We start from the raw sequence: 22951 nt of genomic DNA on the forward strand, positions 1-22951 counted from the left end.
AAAACGGCTAACTATTTTGAGTTTGGAAAGCCGAGTTGACGCCATGACTCGTAAACGAATACTGATACCGCATTTGATAGGTTCATACTGCGACTGTCAGGCTTCATCGGAATACGCACTCTTTGCTCTGCAGGCAGAGAAAAGATGATGTCTTCGGGTAACCCGCGTGTTTCAGGCCCAAACATTAAACAATCACCGGCTTGGTACTCTGGCTCATGATGATATGTGCTGCCTTTGGTGGTGCATGCAAATACGCGTTTAGGTTGCTCAGTCTCTAAATAACTTTCAAAGGAAGGGTGGCGTTTTACTTCACTGAATTCATGATAATCAAGACCTGCACGACGAATACGCTTATCATCCCACTCAAAGCCCAGCGGCTCTATTAAGTGTAATGTGTAGCCGGTATTAGCACATAAACGAATGATATTTCCCGTATTTGGTGGGATCTCAGGTTGGTATAAAACAATATCTAACATAATCACCTCTAAAGTTATTGAGCTAAGTATACCGAAAAGTATACTGAGCAATAAGTCATTTAGGTGTCTATACCCAATGAGAACCAATTAAGGAGTGAGTTTATGACGCGTCAGTACGATGTGCTAGTACGTTTTTCAAGCCTATTTACCATGGCAGTCGTGAGTATCATGATAGCGGCAAAGGCTTGGGCTTGGTTAGCATCTGGTAGCGCGGCTATGCTTGGCTCGCTGACAGACTCCTTGTTAGATATTTCGGCATCAATGATGAGCTTTTTGGTTTTAAGCTACGCACTCAGACCTGCTGATGACGACCATCGCTTTGGGCATGGAAAAGCAGAGGCCTTGGCAGGACTAGGTCAAGCCGCGTTTATTTCCGGTTCTGCATGCTTTTTGGCATTTCATGGTATTGAGCGTTTAATTAATCCCGTTCCTTTACCTCACTCCATGTTGGGCGTTTGGGTCAGTGGTTTCGCAATACTGTGCACATTATTGGTCGTGGCGGTTCAGCAATATGTGGTGAAGCATACTGAGTCTATCGCTGTAAAAGCGGATTCACTGCACTACAAAGGAGACCTATTATTAAATGCTGCGGTGCTAGTAGGTATTTACTTAGCATCAATAGGTTATTTATTTGCAGATTCCGTGTTTGCCATCGGTGTGGCGTTTTACCTGTTATTCAACTGCTGGGAAATTGCCAAAGAAAGTGCCAATCATCTAATGGATAAAGAAATATCTGACGAAGAGAAAGTCCGCCTAGTTTCTATAATTTCAAAACACCCCGACGTACAGGGGGTGCATGATTTAAGAACACGGCAAAGTGGCAAACTAAAATTTGTGCAATTTCATATTGAACTCGATAAGCAGCTAAGCTTACAGCAAGCACATGCGATCTCCGCTGAAGTTTGCGAAAAAATTCGCGCGGTATTTGGCGAGCACATCGATATTATGGTGCATCAAGATCCGGTTGCCTTAAATGAGCGGTGTGAATCACAAAACCCATAAAACTGCTGCATAAGTGGGTGACGAATAGAATCAATCTCATTTAGCAGTTCGTGTTTCGCCATGGGAAATTCAGAAATACCGATGTTTTTTTGTTGTTGCGCCCACTTTTTTGTTGCTAGGTTATCAACAATACTGTCTTGCTCTGCAAGTGCAATATGGATCGGCGTAGGGTTTAGAAGTTCAGGCAATAAAAAAGTCCAATTGAGTGCCGCTTGTAACCACGCAAAGCTTACTCCACCTAATTGAAGATGGGCTTGATTTGCATAGAGTGCTCTAAAATGCGTATATCTTTCAGCGCTATTGGTTAACTCGTTTTCAGAAAAGGGCTTTTCTGCATAACTAGCTTGGCCAAACGCATAACGCTGTGAAAAACCTAGGCGACATGCTGAGCGTGCGACCCAGAGAGCGACTTTACTTGGAAAAGGTGCGGTGTTTATTCCCAGCATAGGCGCACATATAAAGGCACCTTGTGCGTTTACCGGGTATCTCGCCATATAATCACAGCAAATCGCGCCACCCATAGAGTGCGCCAACAAAAAATAATCGCAGTTAATGTGAGGTTTTACGATGCTTTCAATGAAGAGGTGTAAATCGTCAGCAAAGTCTTCAAACTGTTCAATATATCCTAGCTGTTGATCTGCTGTGAGACGTGCAGATTGCCCTTGCCCAATATGGTCACAGCAGTACACGGCAATATTGTTCTGATTGAGCTCCCAGATTAACTCTCTATATTTATGACTTGCTTCAATGCGCCCAGAAATCAGCACCACCACATAATCAATGTGTTCAGGCTGATGAATGGTGTAAAACAAATTGCCATGTTTACCAGCAAATTGGCTATGTGTTCCCGACTGCCAATGCTGCTCTATGGTATTGATATTGTTGTTAAGTTGATCTGAATAGCTGTAAAACGTCATAGTGGTAATGTAATTGTGACCGTTAACCCATGTGGCTGGTGGTTAGCAAAGTGAATATCACCTTGGTGGGCGAACAGTGCCCGCTTAGCAATGGCTAAACCTAAACCAATCCCACCAGATTGTCGAGCTCGAGCACTATCGGTGCGGTAAAACGCATTACCAAGTTCAGTCAATGACGCATCATCAACGCCTTGACCGTCATCCTTAATGCGAATGATCAACTTATCTGTTTGCTGCATGATGTCGAACTCAATACAAGAATCGGCATATTTAATGGCGTTTCTGGTGATATTTTCAATTGCCGATGTCAGCAAGGCAGCATCACAATTTAGTTCTATATTGGGGATTACATTGTTCGACAGAGTCTTATTGTGTTGCTGCGCTTCAAATTTGGCATTTTGAAGTAATTCTTGTAGCAAGCTAGAGAGTGGTATTGGCTCAATGTTAAGTTGATGATCAGCATATTCTAATCGCGACAAAGTCAGTACATCAGCGAGCATTTTATCTAAACATTGAGACTCTTTTTCTATGCGGGCTAAATAGCTTTGCGTTGCATCTCCGGCACTATCTTGTGCCATGGCGTTAGCGAGATTTAAACGCGTCAGCGGTGTGCGTAATTCATGGGAGACATCGGCCAGTAACTGTTTATGTGCTTGAATGCTATTAGTGAGCTTATCTGCCATAAAGTTAAAGTCATGAATGAGCTGAGCGACTTCATCTTTGCGCTCTGAGTCAGCTGGTGCACGCACATTAAGCTCGCCTTGTGCAAGGCGTCTTGCACTTCGACTGAGGGTATTTAATGGTGTAATTAAATAAATGGTTAAGAAGATGCTCAAAACCACAGAAGGAATAAATACTGCGAGTAATTTCATCCACACAGGTAGCATACGAATAGAATGAAAAAGCATAGGCCTACGCAGAGGCTTAATTTGATATAAACGGTATGCTTCTTGGTTAAGTGAAATATCAACAGGTCCGTAAGCGACATAGCGCTCAGTTCTAATTTGGCTCGGCACATTTTCATCGCCAAGATCGTTTAATACCGATAAGTTTAAATTACGGTCGTTATTTCCGGTCGCAATGGTTTTATCGATATTGTCATGCACCAATAAAATCATACTGTGGCGCGATAAACGCGGGTGGTCCACGGCTTGTTGTAGCGTTTTATTATGTTCTTCAACCAGCCTGACAATATTTCGCTTTAAATGATTAAGACTGTCTAACTGTCTGCCATGAAGCGGATCATTGTCTAACAACTCGCCTTGCAGGCGGGTGAATAAAACCAATAATAAAAAGATACAAACTATGGTCAGCCAGAATCCTGCGAATGCTTTATAAAATAGCCGGCTACTCAGGACTTGCTTAAAGTTGGTTTTACTGAGCCAAAAAGACATAACCGCTGCCTCGCATGGTCTGGATACAATTCGCATCGCTATGTTGCGCTATTTTTTTGCGTAAGTTACTGACATGCATGTCGATAGAGCGATCAAATGGGGCAAGCCGACGGCCCAGCACTTCTTGGCTAATCGTTTCTTTGGTGACCACTTTACCGACTTGTGTCATAAGTAATTGCAACACGGCAAACTCGGTGCCTGTGAGTGTAAGCTGTGCTTGGTTTACGTGCACGGTTCGCGCAGCCATATTAAGAGAAACGCGATTGTGTTCGATGATCTCAGCGATTTCAGCTTGCTTTACAAACTCGACACGGCGGGTAATGGCATTAATACGAGCCAATAATTCTCTGTGATTGAAAGGCTTGGAAATGTAATCATCGGCACCTAACTCAAGTCCAAATATGCGATCAAAATCATCGCCCTTGGCGGTCAACATGATCACGGGAGTCAGGTGAGTCTGGCGTAACTGCTTGAGCACTTCGAAGCCGTCGAGTTTTGGCAACATGATATCAAGTAAAATGACGTCGAAGTTATCTGCTTTAGCCATTGCTAAACCCGATTCTCCTTCAAACGCTTGGCTGACAGTATGATTCTGACTTTGCAGGTATTCGCAAAGTAAATTACTTAATTCAATATCGTCTTCTATTAATAATAATTGGCTCATGAGGCACCTGACAGCATTGTACTTCTTATCTCTAGTGTACTGATAATCACATTGTATTGCAGAACTTTACACACTCTTTACGTTCGCTTGCGTTACTTTGCATTGCAGCGAGTAGACTTATTTATAAGTTAATCAGAGCTAACCCGAGAGAGAAATTATTATGAAACTATCAACTTTACTAAGCGCCATCGTTTTATCTGGCAGTATTTTAGTGTCGCTGACGGCCAACGCTAAAGGTCATTCAGAGCACCGCGGAGACTTTTTACTTTCTAAGCGCGCAGTGGCAGTACTGGATCTAACGGTCGATCAGCAAGCACAAATCAAGTCGATTATTACAGAATTAAAAGCGGATAAAAAAGATAGAAAGCTAGAGCGTAAAGAAAATCGTGAAGCATTTCGCGCTTTAGTCGAAGCTGAAAGCTTTGATGAAGATAAAGCCAAAGCTTTGATGTCAGACATTAAAGCTGAGCGTTCAGAAAAAGTGTTAGCGCACCTAAAAAGCCGTCATCAGATTTGGCAGCTACTGACCGTAGAGCAAAGAGAAAAGTTAACCGAGATGCGCGAAAAGCGCAAAAACAAGCAGCGTCGTCACCGCGACTAACTATCAGTTACAAAATAACTTCAACATAATACCAATCCTCAATAATACTCAATCATTTTGAGGGACTAAAACTGACGCTAACTTCGTTGAAAATTTCTTATTTATAACAACTAAATAGCAAAACTTCCGCCTTGCCTACATGGAAGTAGGTACCTCAGCGATAGCAGGACGCGTAAGCGGCGTTATCGACTAGTTTTTCTTGCCTCAAAATAGACCGCTTAATTAAGAGGATTGGTATAAAAAGGCGACTATCAATTTAAGATAGCCGCCTTTTTTTACATTCTTTCAAGCTTTTTTGTGAGTTATAGAAAGATGTTATTGAAAGAAGTCATCGTTTTTAGCCAACATGGCTTCAATGTCTTCAATCATATCTTGTTTGGCTTGCTCATCGAGTTCTTCGTTTGCAGAGATCTTGCTGGATATCTTGTTATTTTCTTCAGACCATTCGCCTAAATCAATTAACTGACAACGCTTTGAACAAAAAGGGCGGTGTGGGCTTTGCTCGCCCCATACGACATCGGCTTGGCAAGTCGGGCATTTTACAACTGTGGCCATCATCATTCTCTATTGATTTGGTTTGGCCACAGTGTAATTAAAACTAATGCGCTTTGCTACCTGATACTCGCACCTAGGTTTGGTATCTAGAGTTTAGAAACTGGTGACTCGGTTTATTTCGGCAAGAGAAGTCACACCAGCAGCGGCTTTTTTCAGACCTGAAATACGTAAATTGGCGAACCCTGCTTTTGCTGCCATTTCAGCGATTTGAATCGAGTTACCACCTTCCATAATGACTTGTGCTATTTCAGGCGTGATCTTCACCACTTCATATACACCGACACGGCCTTTGTAACCTTCGGTACAGTGATCGCAGCCATTGGCTTTGTATAGCGTTATGTCGTTGATCCCTGCTTTGACAAAACCTTGGCGATTGAGCTCTTCTTCAGGCAAGGTTTCAGGTGTTTTACATTTAGGGCACAAACGACGCGCAAGACGTTGTGCGATGATCAAGCTAATAGAGCTTGCTACGTTATAAGCGGGTACACCCATATTCAGTAGACGGGTTAAGGTTTCAGGTGCTGAGTTGGTGTGAAGTGTACTCATTACCAAGTGACCTGTTTGTGCTGCCTTAATAGAGATTTCAGCGGTTTCTAAGTCTCGGATCTCACCAACCATAACCACATCTGGATCTTGACGTAAGAAGGCTTTAAGCGCATTGGCAAAGGTCATCTCTGCTTTTGGATTGATTTGAACTTGGTTGATCCCTTCGAGGTTAATTTCAACCGGATCTTCTGCGGTACTGATATTACGCTCTGGTTTGTTAAGAATATTTAAACCCGTATAAAGTGATACTGTTTTACCTGAGCCCGTTGGACCGGTTACTAAGATCATACCTTGTGGCTGTGCTAAAGCATCCATGTAGAGTGCTTTTTGTTCTGGTTCATAACCTAACACATCAATGCCTAACATGGCGCTTGATGAGTCTAGAATACGCATTACGATTTTCTCACCCCATAAAGTGGGTAGGGTACTGACACGAAAATCGATACTTTTACGATCTGAGATCTTTAATTTAATACGACCATCTTGTGGTTTACGCTTTTCGGCGATGTCCAAGCGAGACATAACCTTGATACGGGCTGACAAACGCGTTGATAAACTGGTTGGTGGGCTGGCCATTTCATGGAGCATGCCATCGATACGAAAACGAATGCGGTATTTATGTTCGTAAGGCTCAAAGTGTAAATCTGACGCGCCTTTTTTAATGGCATCCATTAAGATTTTATTGATGTAGACAATGATAGGGGCATCATCTTTGTCTTTTTCATCGTTGGTGTCTTGCTGCTGTTGAGTGTCTTCAACATCCATGCCTGAGAACTCTTTAAAGTCATCCTCACTCATGGAAATGCCGCCATTGGCGTCGAATAGTTGATCTATCTTTTGCTCTAACTGTTTGTAATCAACCACCACTACTTCACATTGTAAGCCGGTGCTAAACTCGAAGTTTTCAAATGCACCATAATCTGTGGGATCAGAGGTGGCGATATACAGCTTGCGACCTTTTTTGACTAAAGGCAGTAAATGGTGCTGGCGGATCAGCTTTTCTTTAATAAGCTCTTTTGGTAGCTGCTCAACGTCAAAGTCACTTAGGTCAAACATTGGCACTCTAAAGAGATCTAGGCATTGTTCAGCCAGCTCTTGACCTGTCATCCCACTACATAAACAGATAAGCTCTGCAGTTGACTGTGCTTCGGTCTGCTTTAATTTTAATTGCTCTGCGGTCACACGACCGAGTGTAATAAATTTCCGTAAAAGGGGAGAGTGATGTTCCATAATGCCTCTATGACGACTTGAACTTAGTTTAGCTTAGCAAAAAATATCAAAGCAAAAAATAGACCTAACTCAAAGTATTACTTTTGTGCTTAATGAGTGCTCGGTACGAGCTGCCGAATAATAAAGGCCAATAAACTATTTACGTATTTCAGCTTGTTGCAAAAAAGCGTGGTGTAATTCTTCAACATCTAAAAGGACTGAACTAATTTCACGATGATTATCAAGAACTGAATTGGCCTTTTGTACCTTATCTTCCCGTGACATTTGTGCAGCAATAATGTTCTTTACCTGCTCAGTGCTGACAGAATCCCTGTTTGCTGTACGAGTAAGTTGCACCTCGACAGGGACATCAACCAGTAAAGTATGGTCGCAGAGTGCATCAAGTTTGTTTTCAAATAGGAGTGGCGCACTCAAGACAACATAAGGGCTTGTAGCAGCATCAAGTTGTGCTGTGATATTTTGACGAATAAGTGGATGCATTAAGTTATTCAACCAGCTTTTTTGTTCTGAATCGGCAAAAATAATTTCACGGAGCTTAGCTCTATTGAGAGAACCATCGTCTAACAAAATAGTTTTGCCAAAGTGCTGCTCGATGGCGCTTAGACCATCACTGCCAATTGCTACGACATCTCGGGCAATGACATCGGCATCAACAATTTCAATACCTAGAGAAGCAAGGTGGTTTGACACGAGAGTTTTACCTGCGCCTATGCCTCCTGTGAGTCCTAAAATCCAGTTACTCATACTTGTTTACCTGAAAAACGGGCTGAATTAGCCTAAAAGAGAAAAGTACCAAGTTTGAATCTCGGTGCCATAGATCATTGCTAGCCAACCCGCGATGGCCAAATATGGCCCAAATGGAATAGGTGTACTGTGCTCTTTACCTTGCACAGCTAATTGAATGCTGCCTATTACTGCGCCAACAACACTGGATAATAAAACTATGGTCAAAATGGCTTGCCAACCTAATAGTGCACCAAAAATAGCTAACAGCTTAAAGTCACCATATCCCATGCCTTCTTTACCTGTAAGTAGCTTAAATGCCCAAAACACCGTCCACAAACTTAAGTAGCCTACCGCAGCACCGATAATGGCGTCGCTGGGGGCAATGGTATAGCCCATAACACTGGCCATTAACGCCAGCCAAACTAAAGGCAGCGTGAGCTGGTCGGGTAATAACATGTGATCGATATCGATAAAAATAAGCGTCACAAGTACCCAAGTGATAAAAATATAAAGCAAGCCAAGTTCAGTGGCGCCAAACTGCAATGCAATCCAAAGTGAGGCAAGGGCAGTGCCTAACTCTACTAGTGGATAACGAACAGATATTTTTGCTGAGCAACTGGCGCATTTGCCTTTTAACATCAGCCAGCCCAACAAGGGAATATTATGCCAAGCTTTAATTGGGGTTTTGCAGTGTGGGCAAGTCGAGTTAGGTTTAATCAGGTTGAAAGTGTCGTTGCTTAATTTGGCTTTTTTACTTGAGTTTGACAGTTCATCGGCCAGTGAAATACGGCACTCTTGCTGCCACTCTCGTTGCATCATGATAGGTAGGCGGTAAATCACCACATTTAAAAAGCTGCCAATACACAAACTCACTAAACCAACGGTCAAAAGAAAAAACCACTGCTGGCTTTGCATTAAATAAATTACTTCTTGCATTAAAACGTCACTTTCTAAAAGGTAGAAAACTGGGCTTAAACCACAGAGCCCAGTTGGAAGATAGGTAAATACATGGCAATAATAAGGCCACCAACAAGCACAGCTAATACACTCATAATTAACGGCTCAAGCAAGCTTGATAGACCATCAACGGCATCATCGACTTCTTGTTCATAAATATTGGCTACTTTTTCTAACATGCCATCAAGTGAGCCCGACTCTTCACCGATAGAGACCATTTGCACCACCATATCAGGAAAGAGTTTTGAATTACGCATCGCCCAGTTCATTTGGTTACCTGAACTTACCTCGGCTTTGATTTCGGTAATGGCATTTTTATAAATTACATTACCTGATGCGCCAGCGGCTGAATCTAGTGCATCAACGAGCGGCACACCTGCTGCAAATGTGGTAGAGAGTGTACGCGCGTAACGTGCTACTGCAGCTTTGTGCAAAATCATACCAACAACGGGTAATTGTAATACCAAGCGGTCATTGAAATGGCGCACGGCAGATGAGCGGATCAAGGCCTCTTTATATGAATATATACTCACTCCGATAACTAACAAGAACACCCACCAGGCCTCTTGCATAAATTCAGAAATACCGATTACAAATAACGTAAATGCGGGGAGCTCAGCACCAAAGCTGCTGAAAATATCTTGGAATTGTGGCACCACGAAAATAAGTAGAATCGAAGTAACTATCAGTGCGACCACAACCACCGCAATAGGGTAGAACATGGCTTTTTTGATTTTTGATTTTAGCGCCTCGGCTTTTTCTTTATAAACGGCAACACGGTCAAAAATTTTATCAAGGGCACCAGACTGTTCCCCTGAATGAATGAGATCGCAGTAGAGTTCATCAAAATAACGAGGGTAGGCACGTAGTGATTTCGCCAGTGGCTGACCGGCTTTTACTTCATCGGCAATGCCGCCAATGAGTTTACTCAAACTTTTGTTTTTTGCCCCAGATGAAATCATTTCTAAAGACTGAATCAGCGGTACGCCCGCAGTCAACATGGTAGCAATTTGTCGGGTGAAAATCGCAATGTCTTTGGCGGTAATCTTTTGACCACCGGCACCTATACCAAATAAGGGTTTGGGTTTGCGTTTTACTTTAGAAGGGGTAATGCCTTGTTTACGAAGCTGGGCTTTAACTAGGGCAATGCTGGTACCGGTCATTTCACCTTCGAGTTTTTTGCCTCGGGCGCTTAAACCAGTCCAAACGAAGGTATCGAGTTTATCTGCGGTATCTTTATCTTTTTTCATAAATAACCAAAAAGGGCTGAATTAACAGCCCTTTAAGTTAGTGCGTTAAGATTAACGACAGCTTGCAGGTAGGTATTCTGCTTTGATGCCATCAGTTGCAGCAGAAGTACATTTCCACGCTCTTACTGCATTCGCACCATTAAAATCACCAGCTTCAAATGCCGCAGTGCCCGCAGCGTCTTTGTATGGTGTGAATGTAATAGAATCAAAGTTAGTACCATTTTCTACAAGTGCAGGAATACCTCTAGCCTTTACTGTAATAGCACCAAGAGCAGTTGTTTGAATAGTTTGCACATACTGTGATACCGGACCAGTCGCATCTTCACAACCAAAGCCATTTGCTGCTTCCGTGCTAAGACCAACTTGAGATGCCTCAGATACGGCAGTTTTACAAGAAGAAGCAGCTAAAATTACTTCACTTACTTTAGAGCGAGTCGTGTAATCTTGATAAGCAGGTAATGCGATTGCAGCTAGAATACCGATGATTGCAACTACAATCATTAGTTCGATTAGGGTAAAACCCTTTTGATTTTGCGTCATGATGTGCCTCCTAAAGGAAAAATGCTAACTCACCGCGGTAAGCTAGGTTATTAAATAGTTATAAAGTTTGTATCAATGGATAAAGTTTACACCCATTGTATTGCAAATTTATAGTGCTAACTCATTTAATGGGGCTCCCACTATGATGGCTGATAATTGTTTTAAAAATATCTAAAACAATGCACCATGCATGGGTTGTTAGCGTACGTATCACCCTTCTTTAAGGTTTAACGCATTACCACCATCTCAATTAAAGTTTAGATTTTTTATCTAATTAAAATCTCTAATATTAGGTTATCGGCAATTTTGTATTTAAATAAACGACAAACTTAATTATTTGCTACTCTAATTGTTAAACTTGATATTAACAAGAGTAAATAAGAATTAATTCTTATTTTAAGATCTGGAGCTAATTATTTAATACTGGCAATTTTTTATATTAATTTATATCACAAGGAAAAAATTAATAATTTGTTACCAGCATATCAAAACTCGCTCATTAAATTCTCTTTAAAATCAATTGTCAATATTTATGCACTTATCTTAGATTACAGCCAATTACACTTGCGTGTTATTGAAGCGCATTGATAGGTCGATACTCTGCACATTTTTAGTCAGTGCACCACTTGAAATGTAGTCGACACCTGCTTGCGCGTATTCTGCTAAGATTTCTATGGTCATATTACCCGACACTTCAAGTTTAGCGCGCTGTGCTGTCACTTCGACGGCTTGTTGAATTTGTGGTACGCTAAAGTTGTCTAGCATGATGATGTCGCTACCAGCTTCAATGGCTTGCTGTAGCTCGTCTAGATTTTCAACTTCTACTTCAACTGGTTTAGCTGGGTGATTCAATTTAGCTTGTTTAACTGCGGCTGCAATACCGCCACAGGCTGCAATGTGGTTTTCTTTAATTAAGAATGCATCAAACAAACCAATGCGGTGGTTTTTACCGCCACCACAAGCCACGGCATATTTTTGTAATGCACGAAGACCCGGCACAGTTTTACGTGTATCAAGGAGTTGAGTATTACTGTTTGCTAAAGCTTTTACATAATGAGCTGTGGTCGTTGCGGTGCCTGAAAGCGTTTGTACAAAGTTCAAGGCGGTACGCTCAGCGGTTAAAATGGCACGAGCTGAGCCTTTAGCGATAAATAGTTGGCTATTCGCTGCAACAAAATCCCCATCGTTGACGAGTACTTCAACTTCAACGCTTGCATCAACCTGTTTAAATACCTCTAAAATTAGGTCTTTACCACAGAATACACAGTCTTCACGGGTGATCACATAAGCGTTGGCTTGCTGCGCTTCAGGTATTAACTGCGCTGTGATATCACCATCGGCAGCCGATTGAAAGTTGAGGTCTTCATTTAAAGCTTGTGTGACTAATTCACTGATAAGAGCAGGCGTAAGAAGTTGGTTTTGCATACTAAGCGTCACTTATGTTGTCTAATTGCATTGTGCGAGAACTAAATTTTACTGCTTCCAAGAGTTTAAGACAATCGCGCTAGTGAAATTTCGTAAAGCTTGTTAAGGTTAGCTTATTATTGAAGCAAATGGTTTTAACCGTGAAACACACAGAGTTTTGCTTGCCAAATTCAAGCTTTAGGGTGACGCAAAGGCCTTGTACTTTTTTTGATGAGAGACCGAATGAGCAAGATGTCAACTTGCTGGTGGTTCATAATATTTCTCTGCCCGCGGGTGCATTCGGTACTGAACATGTAGATGCGCTATTTATTGGTAATATAGATTGTGCAGCACATCCTAGCTTTACCGATTTAGAAGGGCTAAAAGTGTCAGCGCACTGCTTTATTAGACGAGATGGGCAAGTGCTGCAGTATGTGCCATTTAATAAGCGGGCATGGCATGCAGGTGTGTCGGAGTTTAAAGGTCGACAAAGGTGTAATGATTTTAGCATTGGTATTGAATTAGAAGGCACAGATACAACGCCTTATACCGATGCACAATATGTCGCTTTGACTGCCTGCACACGTTACATCATGCAGCTGTATCCTGACATTACTCCAGAACACATCGTTGGGCATTGTGATATTGCACCAGGTCGAAAGACAGATCCTGGAGAAGCTTTTGATTGGCAGAAATTTTTTAAGTTGTTAAGTGAATGAGTAAATTATGATTTTGATCTCAATAATTTTAGCGCTGGCCATTGAGCGGCTAGGTGCCCGAGATGCACATTGGCAGATTGATCATTACAGTAATGGCTATCTCAATATGAGTCAGTCGTTATTGCAGAATAATTCATTATTAAAATCGCCATTTGTGTTTGCACTATGGGTCTTATTGCCAGCTTTAGGTGTGTATTTTGTCATGGATTTTGCCGACTTCTTCCTTTTTGAGTTGGCATTAAATACGCTATTATTACTTGTCTGTTTTGGCTGTGCTAAACCACGCGCTTTGTATAAGGGCTATTTAAATGCGCTTACGCGAGGTGACAGTGAAGGGGCAACGTTATATGCACTTCAGTTAGGCCAACACCGTACTGAAGATCAACAAGGTGGTGAATGGGTTGGTCAAACACTAGCTTGGGTCAACTTTAGACATTACTGTGCGGTAATTTTTTGGTTTGTTGTGTTCGGAGCCCCAGGCGCAGTGATGTATGCTGTGACGCGCAGCTTATTCGACCAAGCCCAACAAAGTGACGAAAGTGTGCTTGCTGCACGCAGTAGCATATTGGCCGATATGCTGTATTGGTTAAACTGGTTACCGGCGCGCATTACCAGTTTTGGTTATCTAATTATTGGTAACTTTTCAAAGGGCACAGGCTGTTGGCTGAAATATGCGTTAGATTTCAAAACCCCAAACCGTAAAGTCGTGACCAGTACAGCGCTTGCCGCAGAGCAAATCGAACAGCAATACGCGGGCTGTACTTACGAAGCCACCTGTATGATGCGTTTGGTTAAGCGTAATATTTTATTTTACTTGGCACTGATAGCCTTACTTACACTGTTTGGTGGCGTTGCTTAAAACGTCTTACTGAGACAGCGAGTAATAATTACATAGGAAGCGACTCAAACCAGAGTTGCTTTTTTTCTGTCATTTTTTCGATTAAGTTATCTTCAACCTCAAGTGTCGGGATCACTTCATCGGTAATATCGATAAGATCGCAGACTCCTGCTACATTCCACAATGATTCTTCTAAATCTTTTGCCTTGTGAAGTGCATAATGGCTTACATACTTGAGCTCATTCGCTAAGTAGTCGGTATCTGGACGACCTGTTTTAGATACCTGTAGTTGGAATACAAATAAGATCTCTTTTCTGAGCGCTTTTTTGATAAATAAAAACAGGCTATCAAGTGAGTCTTCATCCCTCAATATTTGGCTTTTGACAGCGTCAGCTAGGGTTTTCTTGTCTGGGTCAAAGCGCATAAATAGGGTGTATTTGAGCGGTTTGTCTTGTCGTGTTTGTTTACGTAGTGCCTCTGAAAGCTCATCTTCAATAAAGTTAGCAGGAAAAACCGGCGCGATTTCTATTTGCTCGTCACCGCTTTGGTTGAAGTGCTCTAAAACTTTGTGCAGCTTAGTAGAGTAAAGGCCTCGACCTACAGCACCAATGTTAAAGTGCGCCGACTCTTTATGTAAGTACAAAGGAAACTGGCACACACTTTTGGTGATCATATTACGCAGTGCTGTCGATAACCCAGGGATCTTTGGCGTCTCCTCACAGGCTTGCAGCTTGCTCTTGTTTTTATCAATGAGTTGCGTAAAAAATTCAATAGCAGGGTGCTTATTTTCAGATACCTTATGTACTTTTAAATTAATGATAGTTTTTGATTTACTGACCGCCATGACTTGATAGCGTAAGTGTTTTAAATCATGTTTCTTAGTGATTTTCTGCAATTCTGGTAAGTCGATATAAACTAAGTCACCTTTTTTCGCATCAGTGGGCGAATTAAGCTCGACTTGAAGGCCCATAACAGACAAATCACGGGTATGGCCTTGGATTACAGTGTGGCTGTCGACATGAAAAATAGTGCCTGTTTTATATAGGTAGCGTTTATGTGCGCGCAGATTTACATATTCTAGCGCTACAACTTCCAATGCTGGCGGAGTGGATGACTTACCATGGCCAAAGTGTTTGAGTAAATTGACTTGCCCAGCATCATATTGATGCTTTTTATATTCTGCGGTGCGACGCGGATCTGTAATATCAGTCAGTAGCATTAGGTTTTGTACGTCTTGAATAAAACCTTGCACGCGAGGTGTTGGCCTTTTATTCAATTTTTCGAGCGACTTTCCGGCACTGGCAGGTAGTGACAGCGGAATAAAAGCATCTTCATGGTAGCTTGGCATGATCTGCACTTTAAAAGCGCGCCAGCTGTCTTTTTGGGCGCCAAACCCAAAGAATAACGAATTAAGGCTTGGCTCTTGCTTTAGTTCGAAATCAAAGGCCGAATAATAGTAAATTTTACCGCCGTTTGAGTGAGTAAAAGTATACAGTACCGCTTCTTTTACTGGGCTATGAAGGCTATTTAAATAGGCCAGTCGCTTTTGATTAAAAATACTATACAAACATGATTTTTTTCTTTCATCTTCAAAGTAATAATGAATGAAAGCATTGTTTTCGTTGGTCAGCACCATTGAAGGAAGTGTGAGTTTGTCATTGATCTTGCTGAGAAATACAAACAGTGAGCTGACTCGTGGTAAATAGTATTGCTCATAGCCTTTGCATACGACCGCATCCATAGTGTTATCTAAATTGATTTTATAACGACGCTTGTTACCGTGTATGAAGCTATTTAAAAATTCATCAAAGCCCTGATTGTTTTCAACAAATGTTCGCTTTAAGCGTACAAATTGAAATTCATTATTTACCGGCTCTACAGCAACGACTTCGTATTGAATGCCGTCTTTAAGGCCAAGCTCAAAATCTTGTTCAAGTCCTACTAATCGAATGCTCAGTAATTGGCCTTTTTCAAAAACGGCTTTCGGGTGCACTTTGATCTTTGCACCGCTTAATGAAATATCTGACGTGTTAGCAGAAATAATATTTTTCTTAGATATCTCAACCGTTATCTTGATTGAGTAATTCATTCGCTCTTCAATGCGACTTTCATAAGAAGCGAATTTGATTAACTTCGCCCCATGTGTAACAGAGGGCGTTGGTGTGTTAGCATCATCTTGCGCTTGCTGCTGTGCGCGTTTCTGCATGACTCTAAAGTTATTATCGGTATTCATGACAGCTTCATATACCGCAAGGGTATACTTACCGTGTTTAGCAATTTCTTGCTCAAACACTGCGATGGCTAAGTCGTCCATAAAGTGCTGCTTGCCATCATGAATATAGGGTTTTACTTCACCAGAAACCTGCCCGCGTAAATCGATAAATCGTGCGATAGGTTGAGATAGGCGAGACATTTCCATTTTGATCAAAAACTGATCTGGCTTAGACAGGTGGGCTGTTTTTTGCGCAAAGAGCCCATCAAAGCCAGGCGAGCCTAACTGTTGCTTGAGTTCTTCTATCAAAGGTTGATATTGTTGCAGCTTGTCTTCAGCCATATAAAACCATTTTACTTACCGTGTTTTGTAATCGTGCAAATACCGGCATTAATTTTTCTTTTAGATTTCTTAGTTAATACTATGACAATAATTAGACATAGTTAACTTATTCTTGAGCAATAAATGAGTAAAGTGCCAGATTTATATGACAAAACTGAATATAATTTTACTCAGTAAGTTTTAAAGCAAAAAGTGTGCCTTAGTATGGGAAAGAAAAAAACAGCATTTGTATGTAGTGAGTGTGGTGCCGAATTTGCCAGGTGGCAAGGGCAATGCTCTGAATGTAAGGCTTGGAATACCGTCACTGAATTTAGGGTGCCGAGTGTTAAGTCAGCACCTCGCAGCTCAGCGATGGCAGGCTATGCGGGCATGGTTGATGCTAAGGTGCAGACGCTTGATGAAGTAAACCTTGAGAGCTTACCGCGTTTTTCGACTGGCTTTAAAGAGTTTGATCGTGTGCTAGGTGGCGGTGTTGTTCCCGGCAGTGCAATTTTGATCGGTGGTTCACCGGGTGCAGGTAAAAGTACCGTTTTACTGCAAACCATGTGTTTACTTGCCGAGTCGATGAATACTTTGTACGTCACTGGTGAGGAGTCACTGCAACAAGTTGCCATGCGTGCCCACCGTTTGGGGCTACCAACTAACAAATTGAAAACCCTTGCAGAAACCAATGTTGAGACAATTTGCCAACTGGCTTTACAAGAAAAGCCGAGCATCATGGTGATTGACTCAATTCAGGTGATGCATATGAGCGATGTGCAATCGGCACCGGGCAGTGTCTCACAAGTACGTGAAAGTGCCGCTTACTTGACGCGTTTTGCGAAACAGAATCAAGTCGCCATTATTATGGTAGGTCATGTAACCAAAGACGGCACTTTGGCGGGCCCCAAAGTACTAGAGCACTGTATTGATTGTTCTATTTTATTAGAAGGCAGTAGTGACAGCCGTTTTAGAACATTACGCGGTAATAAAAACCGGTTTGGTGCAGTGAACGAATTAGGCGTGTTTGCTATGACAGGGCAAGGTCTAAAAGAAGTATCTAACCCATCGGCTATTTTCTTGAACCGGGGTGAAGAGCAAACACCGGGTTCACTGGTTATGGTCATTTGGGAGGGCACACGCCCGCTACTTGTTGAAGTACAAGCCTTGGTTGATTATTCCCAGCTAGCCAACCCGCGTCGCGTTACCGTTGGTTTAGAGCAAAACCGTTTAGCGATGTTATTGGCTGTATTGCATCGCCATGGCGGTTTACAAGTGTCAGATCAGGATGTGTTTGTGAATGTGGTCGGTGGCGTAAAAGTATCTGAAACCAGTGCTGACCTTGCTTTGATCACCGCGCTGGTATCGAGCTTTAAGAACTTCTCACTCGATAGACAATTGGTTGTTTTTGGCGAAGTTGGACTTGGTGGCGAAATTCGCCCTGTACCAAGTGGTCAAGAAAGATTAAGAGAAGCCGCGAAACATGGTTTTAAACGTGCTATTGTACCTAATGCCAATAAGCCAAAAGAGCTTATTGAAGGGATGGAAGTTATAGGCGTGAACAGTCTAAGCGAAGCCCTGGACGCGTTATTTTAATCAGGAAGTTAAAACATGAAAAAACCGCTTATCGCGATTGCTGTTATTGGCACAATAGCAGCGGGTTACGGTGTAACTCAATATAAAGCCAATGAAAAACTAAATAACGAGATTGCCAAGCAGATCTCTGTTTTTGAAGAAACATCAGGTTTTTCTGTTGATTACAAAGAAGCAAATTACTCATTGCTTAGCCAAGAAGTCAGTCTGAAAGACATTCAGTTTAAAGGCCCTGAAGGTGAAGACCTTGCAGTGATTAACCAAATCATCATTGAAGGCTATGAAACTGACAAGATTAGCCCATATACATCAATGGACTTACAAGGTTTACGTTTTGCTCAGCCTCTCATTGAGCAAGCACAGCAAACGGCACCGTCAGAGTTATTAAATGCAAGCTACGACATCACTTCAAGCTTAAAGTATGACGAAGCAAGCGGTAAGAGCGACTTCGATATTGGCTTTGTTGCCGGTGAAGTTGCCTCTATGGATATGGCCTTCTCATTAGGTAACTCAAAGTCACTGATGGAAGTGTCTCTAGAGTCGCAAAAACTACAATCTCAAAGCCCACTCACTATGGAGCAAGAGCTTCAACTTCAAAGTAAAATGATGATGGCAATGCAAGAGCTGCAACCGCAATCATTCAACTTTACGTTTAATAACAAAGGCCAGTTTGACACGGTTGTTGAGAAGCAACTGTCTGCAGTTCAATTAGATAAACTGACGTTTGTACAACAAGCTCAGATGCAAGTAGATATGCTGCCGCTTGCTGAAGATTCAAAGTCTGAATTAATGAACTTTGTAAATGGCTTAAATAGCTTAAATATTTCAATGCAACTAAACGAAAACAAAGCAGTATCGCAACTTGCAATGGAATTGGCAGGCCTAGCTCAGCAGCCTGAAAAGTTAGCAGAGTTCCTTAACTTACAAGTTAAAGGTAGTTAAGCAACCGTATTATTTTGGCTTAACATTAAAAAAGGCTTCAGATGTGAAGCCTTTTTTGTTGCTGTTATTTTTATACCCAAACCACCTCAAGATACGAGGTTCAGCGAGAATTGATTGGCTGTCAGACAAGGCATCGATTTGAAGGTCTAGTGGTTCTAAATCGAAAATTGATAACGCAGTATGGAAGCCAATCAAACTCGCCCAAGGGAGCGTGCTTTCAGTCCTATTTCATCGTCAAAGAACTTGGAAAGGACTCGTCATTACACTGCGTTCTTTTCCTTGAACTAGAACAGAAGGCTGCGCTCTGAATCATGCATCTTGAGGAAGTTTGGGTATAGTTCTAATCTAAGCTGTTATAGACACGCTTGTTTTCTTCTTTGCTCAGTAATAATACTTCTGTACCACAGATCATATCTTGTAGCGCACGCTTTTGTTTAAAGTCAACCAGTACCAGTAAATTACCTAAGCCTAATAGAGCAAATAAACTACGCGCCATGGCTTTCGGCCAAGATAGCAGTTGACCATCAGGGGTTTGAACTTTTAAACGCCATGCTCGCATACCAATTGTTTGACCGCTCTTAGTCCAGAAATAGCTGAAAAAAATCATACTGACTAAAACTAACAATATGCTGCGAAGACCGTATAGAAGAGGAGTGGATTGAATCAGTGCAGACACATCTTCATGATCACCTAATGAAATCATACCTAACGAAATAAAGCCCTGAATAATGAGCAGATAAGCCACGGTAGTTAGCATAGCAAACGCGATCACGACTAAACCGTCATACATTAAAGAAGCAAGTCGGCGCATTAATCCAGCGCGAGGAAATTCAGACATCGTAGCCAACACTTAAATAAGAAAATAATGCAGCTATTTTACACAAAGCCAGTGAAAATGGCGAAACTGCTGTTTATAAAAGTTAAGCGATTAAAATATCAGCAGTTAAATGGAGCAATAAAAAAATTGCTTGCTCCCACTAGGGGATGTTTGTATAGTGTTTTGCACAGAGATGAGGGCACAGAAAAAAAGCCTAAGCTCAAAGTGGTTTTTCTTTATTTTCTCTTGGTTAGAAGATCAAAGAAAAATTATGCCAGTGTGATGGAATTGGTAGACATGACGGATTCAAAATCCGTTGCCTTCGGGCGTGGCGGTTCAAGTCCGCCCACTGGTACCACTTTTTATATAACCCTAACCGTTTGGTTAGGGTTTTTTTATACCTGAAATTCACTATTACCTTATTTTTTGATGTTTAACACTGGTGAACTCGAGCGCCACGCAGGTGGCGCTAATACAGGTTCAAGTCCGCCCACTGGTACCACTTTTTATATAACCCTAACCGTTTGGTTAGGGTTTTTTTATACCTGAAATTCACTATTACCTTATTTTTTGATGTTTAACACTGGTGAACTCGAGCGCCACGCAGGTGGCGCTAATACAGGTTAACAGTCCGCCCACTGGTACCACTTTTCTATAACCCTAACCGTTTGGTTAGGGTTTTTTTATGCCTGAAATTCACTTAACAAAAAGCCGCGATAAATAACGCGGCTTCATCTAAACTTTTTAGCTTTTAGCTTTTAGCTTATAACGTCTCACTATACTCAGTAAGTACTTGCTCAACCCAGGTCGCAATGCGCTCATCACTTTTTTCGTACTGGCTGTCTTCATCTAAAGCCAAGCCAACAAAGTGTGATTTATCTTCGGTCAGTGCTTTTGAGGCTTCAAACTCATATTCATCGTTATTTGGCCAGTAGCCTAAAAAGGTCACACCCTGTGGTGCGATTTTATCGTGTAGCATGCCTAGGGCGTCTTGGAACCACTGGCCATAACCTTGCTGATCGCCCATACCGAATAGCGCGATGGTTTTACCTGCTAGGTTGACGTTTTCGATGTCGTCCCAGATTGATTCCCAATCTTCTTGTAGTTCACCAAAGTCCCATGTCGAAATACCGAAGATTAAAAAATCGAAATTTTCAGCGTCTTTTAAGTTCACATCTTTAATGTTGAACATAGACAGGGTGTCTTTGCCGATGATGTCTTGAATTTTTTCAGCGGCCATTTCGGTGTAACAGGTGGTTGAACCATAGAATAAGCCAATTTGCATGCGGTTTATCACTTCTTATAAGGCTGATATGATGGGGTAAATTTTACCTGATGACACTTTAAATTGATACAGGCGACCAGTGAGCGATTTAGCAGATTTTGAAAATGACATAACCGAGCAAGAAGATGTGATAGAAGCATTTATCGATGTGCTTTTTCTTGAGCATGGCTTGAGTGAAAATACCTTAGCTGCTTATCGCACCGATTTAGAAAAGTGCGATGCTTTTATGAAAGCAGAACAAGGCAGAGAGAATCTACTTGAAGTAACGCAGCAAGATATTGAGCAATATTTGGCACACCGAGTCGATTTGGGTTTAAAGCCTCGGAGCACTGCCAGAGCGATCAGTGCATTAAAGCGTTTCTATTTACACTGGGTGAAAGCGCAAAAAATTTCAGCGTCACCTATGGTCAATATTGCTCTGCCAAAGACTGGTCAGGCAATTCCGAAAACACTCACCGAAAACGAAGTTGAAGCCTTACTTGATGCGCCTAATGTTGAAGACCCTATGGGGCTTAGAGACAAAGCCATGTTAGAGCTGTTATATGCAACAGGTTTACGTGTCACTGAGCTGGTGGGTTTGCGTATGGAGCAAATTAATTTGCGCCAAGCCGTAGTGTTAGTCCGTGGTAAGGGCGGCAAAGAGCGCATGGTGCCGATGGGAGAAGAAGCGCAGCACTGGATAGAGCTATTTATACAGCAAGGTCGCGCTTTAATGATTAAGCATGCCACCGACTTTGTTTTCCCATCAAAACGTGGCATAGGTATGACTCGTCAAACTTTTTGGCATAGAATCAAACACTATGCTATTTTGGCAAACATAACGTCGCCATTATCGCCACATACGTTACGTCATGCCTTTGCAACACATTTGTTGAATCATGGTGCTGACTTACGAGTCGTGCAAATGATGTTAGGCCACAGCGACTTATCGACGACACAAATTTATACTCATGTAGCGAGTGAAAGGTTGAAATCGCTGCATCAAGAACATCATCCTAGAGCTTAAAATTTGCCATAAATATTGCCTGAGTAACTATATAACTCTGGCAATATGAGTTAACACTTTTAGTCGCCCGGACATGGGCCCTCAAAAGAAAACAATTCATTACCATTTAAATCGTAATAAGTATGTTTACATAAAGAACCCCCGTCACCCCCTCCACTTAGGGGAAAGTGATTAAAACTTGGCCCTTTATAACCAGAACCATCAGGGGTTGAATATTTGTTTCCTGTTGGGCTAGAAACTGTTTTAAGATAAGTACTATCAATAGCTTCCGCCAAACACTTTGAGATATCATTGGATCTCAAGATATTTTCAGCTTTACCGCTAGATTTTATCTGGTTTAGAGGGTAACCACCAATAACTGTTCTCATTTGGTTTGTACTTACTGAGATTCCTCCGTTTTTTGAAGTTAAATCAAAAACAACTTCGTTTTTTGCACCTTGGCCGAAATATTTCGTTTTGTAAGTAAAGTCAGTGATTATGTTCTGTGTAATATCAACATATTCAACCGTGCCCCCAATCCCAAATGCTCCAAGGGCGCCTTGAAAATTTGCTCCTATAATTCTTATTCCTTGAAAGTTGTTTTCGAAATTTTCGTCTTTAAACGCTTTAGCATTAGCTTCAACTTGTAAGTTAGATTTAGCTACTATGCTACCTGCTAACTTCATCGCTTTCATCTCAGGGCTGTTGGCACAGCTACTCATTATTCCCAATGAGTTTTCATCAATAATGGGGTGAATTGATTGAGATGTGTTAGCAGAAGAGGTGTACGTATTGATTTTAAAGTTACGATTAAGGCTACGGGTTACATTTGTGAGTACTTTATAGCCATTGGCCGTACTAGTCAGTAATGTACGTATTTCATTTGGCACATTGTTTAGGTCTTGAACATATGGGGTTAAATCATATCGAGGCTGGCCCTGATTATTATGACCCACTTTAAAAGCATAGGTTTTATC

22 protein-coding genes and 1 tRNA gene are annotated in these 22951 nt (G+C 41.7%); 8 read left to right on the top strand and 15 right to left on the bottom strand.

The window, feature by feature from the left end; all coding sequences use genetic code 11:
* Positions 1-11 precede the first annotated feature (11 nt).
* On the bottom strand, positions 12-476 hold the full coding sequence (gene trmL / locus AAEU28_RS07870) for a tRNA (uridine(34)/cytosine(34)/5-carboxymethylaminomethyluridine(34)-2'-O)-methyltransferase TrmL (RefSeq protein WP_138479849.1): 465 nt from the start codon (positions 474-476) through the stop codon (positions 12-14).
* Between the two features lie 102 nt (positions 477-578).
* On the opposite strand from trmL, the gene AAEU28_RS07875 reads away from it, so the two are divergent.
* Positions 579-1478, top strand: a complete 900-nt coding sequence (locus AAEU28_RS07875; protein ID WP_421963619.1) for a cation diffusion facilitator family transporter — start codon at positions 579-581, stop codon at positions 1476-1478.
* On the opposite strand, the gene AAEU28_RS07880 is transcribed toward AAEU28_RS07875, so the two are convergent.
* The 3 genes from AAEU28_RS07880 to AAEU28_RS07890 are packed head-to-tail and all read right to left on the bottom strand — an operon-like array spanning position 1430 to position 4453.
* Entirely contained in the window at positions 1430-2395 is a 966-nt protein-coding gene (locus AAEU28_RS07880; RefSeq protein ID WP_421963620.1) for an alpha/beta fold hydrolase, read from the bottom strand. The genes AAEU28_RS07875 and AAEU28_RS07880 overlap by 49 nt on opposite strands.
* Entirely contained in the window at positions 2392-3789 is a 1398-nt protein-coding gene (locus AAEU28_RS07885; RefSeq protein WP_421963621.1) for an ATP-binding protein, read from the bottom strand. Before AAEU28_RS07885 ends, AAEU28_RS07880 begins: the two co-directional genes overlap by 4 nt.
* Positions 3770-4453: a response regulator gene (locus tag AAEU28_RS07890; protein WP_421963622.1), complete on the bottom strand. Its 684-nt coding sequence runs from the start codon at positions 4451-4453 to the stop codon at positions 3770-3772. The genes AAEU28_RS07885 and AAEU28_RS07890 overlap by 20 nt, the downstream gene beginning before the upstream one ends.
* A gap of 160 nt (positions 4454-4613) precedes the next feature.
* Between AAEU28_RS07890 and AAEU28_RS07895 the strand changes: the two genes are divergently transcribed.
* The gene (locus AAEU28_RS07895) at positions 4614-5054 is read left to right on the top strand and encodes a Spy/CpxP family protein refolding chaperone (RefSeq protein WP_421963623.1); all 441 of its coding nucleotides are present in this window, start codon (positions 4614-4616) and stop codon (positions 5052-5054) included.
* A gap of 315 nt (positions 5055-5369) precedes the next feature.
* Here AAEU28_RS07895 and yacG read toward each other — a convergent pair whose 3' ends face one another.
* From yacG to nadC, 7 genes are all read right to left on the bottom strand, one after another.
* Entirely contained in the window at positions 5370-5609 is a 240-nt protein-coding gene (gene yacG, locus AAEU28_RS07900; RefSeq protein WP_421963624.1) for a DNA gyrase inhibitor YacG, read from the bottom strand.
* Between the two features lie 93 nt (positions 5610-5702).
* Complete coding sequence (pilB, locus tag AAEU28_RS07905; RefSeq protein ID WP_421963625.1) at positions 5703-7385, bottom strand: type IV-A pilus assembly ATPase PilB; 1683 nt, start codon at positions 7383-7385, stop codon at positions 5703-5705.
* 135 nt (positions 7386-7520) lie between these two features.
* Positions 7521-8129 (bottom strand): dephospho-CoA kinase, encoded by a 609-nt coding sequence (coaE, locus tag AAEU28_RS07910; protein WP_421963626.1) that lies wholly within the window; start codon positions 8127-8129, stop codon positions 7521-7523.
* 27 nt (positions 8130-8156) lie between these two features.
* On the bottom strand, positions 8157-9047 hold the full coding sequence (locus AAEU28_RS07915; RefSeq protein WP_421963627.1) for a prepilin peptidase: 891 nt from the start codon (positions 9045-9047) through the stop codon (positions 8157-8159).
* 35 nt (positions 9048-9082) lie between these two features.
* The gene (locus AAEU28_RS07920) at positions 9083-10318 is read right to left on the bottom strand and encodes a type II secretion system F family protein (RefSeq protein ID WP_349284513.1); all 1236 of its coding nucleotides are present in this window, start codon (positions 10316-10318) and stop codon (positions 9083-9085) included.
* 51 nt (positions 10319-10369) lie between these two features.
* Complete coding sequence (locus tag AAEU28_RS07925; protein ID WP_421963628.1) at positions 10370-10858, bottom strand: pilin; 489 nt, start codon at positions 10856-10858, stop codon at positions 10370-10372.
* A gap of 558 nt (positions 10859-11416) precedes the next feature.
* Positions 11417-12283: a carboxylating nicotinate-nucleotide diphosphorylase gene (gene nadC, locus AAEU28_RS07930; RefSeq protein WP_421963629.1), complete on the bottom strand. Its 867-nt coding sequence runs from the start codon at positions 12281-12283 to the stop codon at positions 11417-11419.
* 128 nt (positions 12284-12411) lie between these two features.
* Between nadC and ampD the strand changes: the two genes are divergently transcribed.
* Both ampD and ampE read left to right on the top strand, forming a co-directional pair.
* Positions 12412-12981, top strand: coding sequence for a 1,6-anhydro-N-acetylmuramyl-L-alanine amidase AmpD (gene ampD, locus AAEU28_RS07935; protein WP_421963862.1), 570 nt, complete (start codon positions 12412-12414; stop codon positions 12979-12981).
* Positions 12982-12988: 7 nt separating this feature from the next.
* The gene (ampE, locus tag AAEU28_RS07940; RefSeq protein WP_421963630.1) at positions 12989-13840 is read left to right on the top strand and encodes a beta-lactamase regulator AmpE; all 852 of its coding nucleotides are present in this window, start codon (positions 12989-12991) and stop codon (positions 13838-13840) included.
* 28 nt (positions 13841-13868) lie between these two features.
* Here ampE and AAEU28_RS07945 read toward each other — a convergent pair whose 3' ends face one another.
* The gene (locus AAEU28_RS07945) at positions 13869-16373 is read right to left on the bottom strand and encodes a PilZ domain-containing protein (protein ID WP_421963631.1); all 2505 of its coding nucleotides are present in this window, start codon (positions 16371-16373) and stop codon (positions 13869-13871) included.
* Between the two features lie 204 nt (positions 16374-16577).
* Here AAEU28_RS07945 and radA point away from each other — a divergent pair, with 204 nt between their 5' ends.
* Positions 16578-17948: a DNA repair protein RadA gene (radA, locus tag AAEU28_RS07950; protein WP_138479877.1), complete on the top strand. Its 1371-nt coding sequence runs from the start codon at positions 16578-16580 to the stop codon at positions 17946-17948.
* 15 nt (positions 17949-17963) lie between these two features.
* The gene (locus AAEU28_RS07955; protein ID WP_421963632.1) at positions 17964-18887 is read left to right on the top strand and encodes a hypothetical protein; all 924 of its coding nucleotides are present in this window, start codon (positions 17964-17966) and stop codon (positions 18885-18887) included.
* A gap of 340 nt (positions 18888-19227) precedes the next feature.
* Here the strand turns inward: AAEU28_RS07955 and AAEU28_RS07960 are convergent, their stop codons facing one another.
* The gene (locus tag AAEU28_RS07960) at positions 19228-19725 is read right to left on the bottom strand and encodes an RDD family protein (RefSeq protein WP_058028864.1); all 498 of its coding nucleotides are present in this window, start codon (positions 19723-19725) and stop codon (positions 19228-19230) included.
* 252 nt (positions 19726-19977) lie between these two features.
* Here AAEU28_RS07960 and AAEU28_RS07965 point away from each other — a divergent pair.
* A tRNA-Leu gene (locus AAEU28_RS07965) sits at positions 19978-20062 on the top strand.
* A 405-nt stretch (positions 20063-20467) separates the two neighbouring features.
* Here the strand turns inward: AAEU28_RS07965 and fldB are convergent.
* Positions 20468-20989 carry a flavodoxin FldB gene (fldB, locus tag AAEU28_RS07970; protein WP_349284499.1) on the bottom strand — a complete coding sequence of 174 codons (522 nt, stop codon included), beginning with the start codon at positions 20987-20989 and terminating at the stop codon, positions 20468-20470.
* Positions 20990-21068: 79 nt separating this feature from the next.
* On the opposite strand from fldB, the gene xerD reads away from it, so the two are divergent.
* Positions 21069-21995 carry a site-specific tyrosine recombinase XerD gene (gene xerD, locus AAEU28_RS07975; RefSeq protein ID WP_138479906.1) on the top strand — a complete coding sequence of 309 codons (927 nt, stop codon included), beginning with the start codon at positions 21069-21071 and terminating at the stop codon, positions 21993-21995.
* Positions 21996-22054: 59 nt separating this feature from the next.
* Here the strand turns inward: xerD and AAEU28_RS07980 are convergent.
* A partial coding sequence (locus AAEU28_RS07980) for a hypothetical protein (RefSeq protein ID WP_421963633.1) occupies positions 22055-22951 on the bottom strand: 897 nt, incomplete at its 5' end.

Source organism: Pseudoalteromonas sp. SS15 (assembly GCF_049257195.1).
Taxonomy (GTDB): domain Bacteria; phylum Pseudomonadota; class Gammaproteobacteria; order Enterobacterales; family Alteromonadaceae; genus Pseudoalteromonas.

What these genes read in the sequence shown, in the direction of transcription:
- trmL (WP_138479849.1), bottom strand. Translation starts at nt 476, where the DNA reads ATGTTAGATATTGTTTTATACCAACCTGAGATCCCACCAAATACGGGA.
- AAEU28_RS07875 (WP_421963619.1), top strand. Translation starts at nt 579, where the DNA reads ATGACGCGTCAGTACGATGTGCTAGTACGTTTTTCAAGCCTATTTACC.
- AAEU28_RS07880 (WP_421963620.1), bottom strand. Translation starts at nt 2,395, where the DNA reads ATGACGTTTTACAGCTATTCAGATCAACTTAACAACAATATCAATACC.
- AAEU28_RS07885 (WP_421963621.1), bottom strand. Translation starts at nt 3,789, where the DNA reads ATGTCTTTTTGGCTCAGTAAAACCAACTTTAAGCAAGTCCTGAGTAGC.
- AAEU28_RS07890 (WP_421963622.1), bottom strand. Translation starts at nt 4,453, where the DNA reads ATGAGCCAATTATTATTAATAGAAGACGATATTGAATTAAGTAATTTA.
- AAEU28_RS07895 (WP_421963623.1), top strand. Translation starts at nt 4,614, where the DNA reads ATGAAACTATCAACTTTACTAAGCGCCATCGTTTTATCTGGCAGTATT.
- yacG (WP_421963624.1), bottom strand. Translation starts at nt 5,609, where the DNA reads ATGGCCACAGTTGTAAAATGCCCGACTTGCCAAGCCGATGTCGTATGG.
- pilB (WP_421963625.1), bottom strand. Translation starts at nt 7,385, where the DNA reads ATGGAACATCACTCTCCCCTTTTACGGAAATTTATTACACTCGGTCGT.
- coaE (WP_421963626.1), bottom strand. Translation starts at nt 8,129, where the DNA reads ATGAGTAACTGGATTTTAGGACTCACAGGAGGCATAGGCGCAGGTAAA.
- AAEU28_RS07915 (WP_421963627.1), bottom strand. Translation starts at nt 9,047, where the DNA reads ATGCAAGAAGTAATTTATTTAATGCAAAGCCAGCAGTGGTTTTTTCTT.
- AAEU28_RS07920 (WP_349284513.1), bottom strand. Translation starts at nt 10,318, where the DNA reads ATGAAAAAAGATAAAGATACCGCAGATAAACTCGATACCTTCGTTTGG.
- AAEU28_RS07925 (WP_421963628.1), bottom strand. Translation starts at nt 10,858, where the DNA reads ATGACGCAAAATCAAAAGGGTTTTACCCTAATCGAACTAATGATTGTA.
- nadC (WP_421963629.1), bottom strand. Translation starts at nt 12,283, where the DNA reads ATGCAAAACCAACTTCTTACGCCTGCTCTTATCAGTGAATTAGTCACA.
- ampD (WP_421963862.1), top strand. Translation starts at nt 12,412, where the DNA reads ATGGTTTTAACCGTGAAACACACAGAGTTTTGCTTGCCAAATTCAAGC.
- ampE (WP_421963630.1), top strand. Translation starts at nt 12,989, where the DNA reads ATGATTTTGATCTCAATAATTTTAGCGCTGGCCATTGAGCGGCTAGGT.
- AAEU28_RS07945 (WP_421963631.1), bottom strand. Translation starts at nt 16,373, where the DNA reads ATGGCTGAAGACAAGCTGCAACAATATCAACCTTTGATAGAAGAACTC.
- radA (WP_138479877.1), top strand. Translation starts at nt 16,578, where the DNA reads ATGGGAAAGAAAAAAACAGCATTTGTATGTAGTGAGTGTGGTGCCGAA.
- AAEU28_RS07955 (WP_421963632.1), top strand. Translation starts at nt 17,964, where the DNA reads ATGAAAAAACCGCTTATCGCGATTGCTGTTATTGGCACAATAGCAGCG.
- AAEU28_RS07960 (WP_058028864.1), bottom strand. Translation starts at nt 19,725, where the DNA reads ATGTCTGAATTTCCTCGCGCTGGATTAATGCGCCGACTTGCTTCTTTA.
- fldB (WP_349284499.1), bottom strand. Translation starts at nt 20,989, where the DNA reads ATGCAAATTGGCTTATTCTATGGTTCAACCACCTGTTACACCGAAATG.